The organism is Bacteroidales bacterium (assembly GCA_041671145.1).
GTDB lineage: Bacteria > Bacteroidota > Bacteroidia > Bacteroidales > JAHJDW01 > JAQUPB01.
On record JBAZBZ010000024.1, the window covers coordinates 1 to 2,948 of the forward strand.

Genomic DNA, 2,948 nt, shown 5'->3' on the forward strand with positions numbered 1-2,948 from the left:
TTACGAAATATCAAAACTTGAGTCAGAACGATTGTTTCTTGCTGCTGCAAAGCAAAACAATTTTGAATTGGTTATATTGCGTCCCACAAATGTTTTTGGAGAATTTCACCCTAACAATTTCCTGCTGAATTTAATGCGTCATTTGAAGAACCATAAACCATTTTTATATTCCGAAAATGCAGTTGTAAATTATGTTTATGTGAAAGATGTAACTAATGCAATAATATATTTTATTAAAAATAGTGTTCCCGAAAGGATATATAATATAGGCAAAGGAATGAAGCTGAAAGGTTTTGTTTGTTTTGTATATGAACTACTTTCTCTCAAACCTAATACATATAAACTCCCCAAAATAATAATACGTTTTCTGGAATTAGTAAATTATTTTGGAATTAGTTCATTTAAGAATATATTGCGTTCAATATCAAATGTAGTGAAATACGATGACGATAAAATTCAAAATATTGTTGGATATAAATATGGAATCAAAGAAGGGTTAAAAAGAACTTTTGATTATTATAAAATAAGTGGTAAATTATAGAAAATGAAAATTTGTTATCTGGCAGACGGCGAAAGTGTTCACACAGTAAGATGGTGCAAATATTTCAAGGAATCGGGACATGAAATACATTTGATAACATTTAAAAATGTCTTGCTCGAAGGAATAAATGTTCATTATATAGATGCCGGAAAAATTAATATTTCCGGAGGTAACTGGAAGATAATTTTAAAATACAGAAGAATAAAATTATTGATAAATAAAATTAAACCAGATATTTTACACGCTCATTATGCTACAAGTTATGGATTAATTGGTGCTTTAGCAAACTATCATCCATATATTGTTACTGCTTTGGGAACTGATGTTTTAATTAGTCCGTTTCAATCAAAAATTTATAAATTGATAATAAAATTTGTTATGCGAAAAGCTGATTGGATTACTTCAATGGCTGAACACATGACAGAAAAGCTCGTCTTATTGGGTGTTGAGAAAGGTAAAATTGATGCTGTTATTTTTGGAATTGATGATGAAATTTTCAATAAAAATAATCGCAAATTACCGGATGATAAATTTGTAATAGCAAGCACACGAAACTTTGAGCCAGTTTATAACATACCGCTGTTTTTTAATGCAATTAAAATAATAAAAGATAAAATTCCCAACATTCATGTGAATATGCTCGGAGATGGTTCATTGCGAAATGAATTTAAAAAAATGGTAAACAAACTTGAAATTTCCGATGTTGTTGATTTTATAGGAAAAGTTCCACAACCTGAGATCGCAGAAGTATTGAATAATTCTCATCTTTTTGTTACATTATCTTTATCCGATGGAAATAATATTTCACTGAACGAAGCAATGGCATGTGGTGCTTTTCCCATTGCTTCAGATATTCCTGCAAACAGGCAATGGATTACTGATGGGATAAATGGTTTTATTGTTCCTCTTGATAATCCTGATATTCTCGCTGAAAAGATTTTATTTGTGTATGAAAATTATAATAAGCTTGAAAAAGATTGTTTTGAGTTAAATGATAAAATAATTCAGGAAAAATTATTGTGGAGAAAAAATATGAATTTTGTTGAACAAAAATATAAATTGCTCTCAAAAAAATATGAAAAATAAAATTATTATTATTGGCGCAGGTGGTCACGCAAAGGTTGTGGCTGATGCTGTTCTTAAACAGGGACAATACACTATTGCCGGCTTTGCAGATGATACAAAACCGTTAAATAATATTTTAAATAATGGATATAAAGTTATTGCAAAAACCAATGAAATTGATAAAATAGCCGACATTGCGGAGTATTTTGTTGTGGCAATTGGAAACAATAAAGTTCGTTCGGAAAAGTATGAATCTTTAAAACAAAAAATTAAGCCTGCTGCGATTATTCATCCAGCAGCAGTTTTATCTTCAAATGTGAAAATTGGCAATGGATGTGTTGTTCTCGCAAATGCTGTGATAAACGAAGATGTTGAAATTGGAAGCAATTGCATTATTAACGTAATGGCATTAATTGACCACGAAACTAAAATCGGAGAACATGTTCATGTTTCACAAGGTTCGATTATTGGAAGTAATTGTGTGATTAAATCATTTTATACAACAGAACTTGGGGAACGTTTGAAATCGGGAACCGTTATTAAATGAAAATTAATTTTCAGAAAGTATTATATTTTTTAGAAAGGAAAATTAAATGGAAAACAAACTAAAAAACAAAATAATTTTTACAATCTTCTTTTTTTCGGGAATCAGCGGGTTAATTTATGAAACAGTTTGGTTGAGAATTTTATCGAGAATACTGGGCTGTACGGTTTATGCCACATCTATAGTTATATCTGCATTCATGCTTGGCTTGGCATTAGGCAGTTATTATATCGGAAGGCGCGCCGATAAATTTAAAAGAATCATAAGGGCATATGCCACTTTGGAAATTTTTGTGGGAATAACTGCATTTTTGGTTTTCATTTCTCTGAATGGATTAACAGGTATGTTTAAAAATATTTATCAAAGTGTTTATGAAAATAAAACAGTATTTTTATTTATTCAGGCAATAATTGTTTTCATTGCTTTGGTGATTCCAACATTTCTGATGGGCGGAACACTTCCCATACTTGGTGCAGCAATAAAAAAGCATAAAGGAAGTTTTGCAAGAAACATAGGGAATCTTTATGGATTGAATACTTTCGGAGCTGTGTTCGGCGTTTTGCTAAGCGGATTTATAACAATAGGTTCTATCGGTGAATTAAATACAGTTTTAATAGGAGTAGTTATTAATTTTATTGTTGGTATTGTTGCTCTGATTTTATTGGATAAAGATTTTTCTGATGATAAAAATGAAAACACAGAATGGAAAATTAATATTGAAGAAAGAATTTCAATATACTCCGATTCAGTACGAAGAGCCGTTTTAATTGGGTATTCATTAATCGGTTTTTCTTCTTT

The 2,948-nt window shown here is 30.2% G+C and carries 4 protein-coding genes; all 4 read left to right on the forward strand.

Annotated elements, in window-relative coordinates:
• On the forward strand, nt 1–541 hold a 541-nt coding region (locus WC223_08735; protein ID MFA6924325.1), incomplete at its 5' end, for an NAD(P)-dependent oxidoreductase.
• Nucleotides 542–544: 3 nt separating this feature from the next.
• A complete protein-coding gene (locus WC223_08740) occupies nt 545–1,627 on the forward strand; it encodes a glycosyltransferase (protein ID MFA6924326.1) in 1,083 nt (360 codons plus the stop codon).
• Entirely contained in the window at nt 1,617–2,153 is a 537-nt protein-coding gene (locus WC223_08745) for a hypothetical protein (GenBank protein ID MFA6924327.1), read from the forward strand. Before WC223_08740 ends, WC223_08745 begins: the two co-directional genes overlap by 11 nt.
• A gap of 46 nt (nt 2,154–2,199) precedes the next feature.
• A partial coding sequence (locus tag WC223_08750; protein ID MFA6924328.1) for a fused MFS/spermidine synthase occupies nt 2,200–2,948 on the forward strand: 749 nt, incomplete at its 3' end.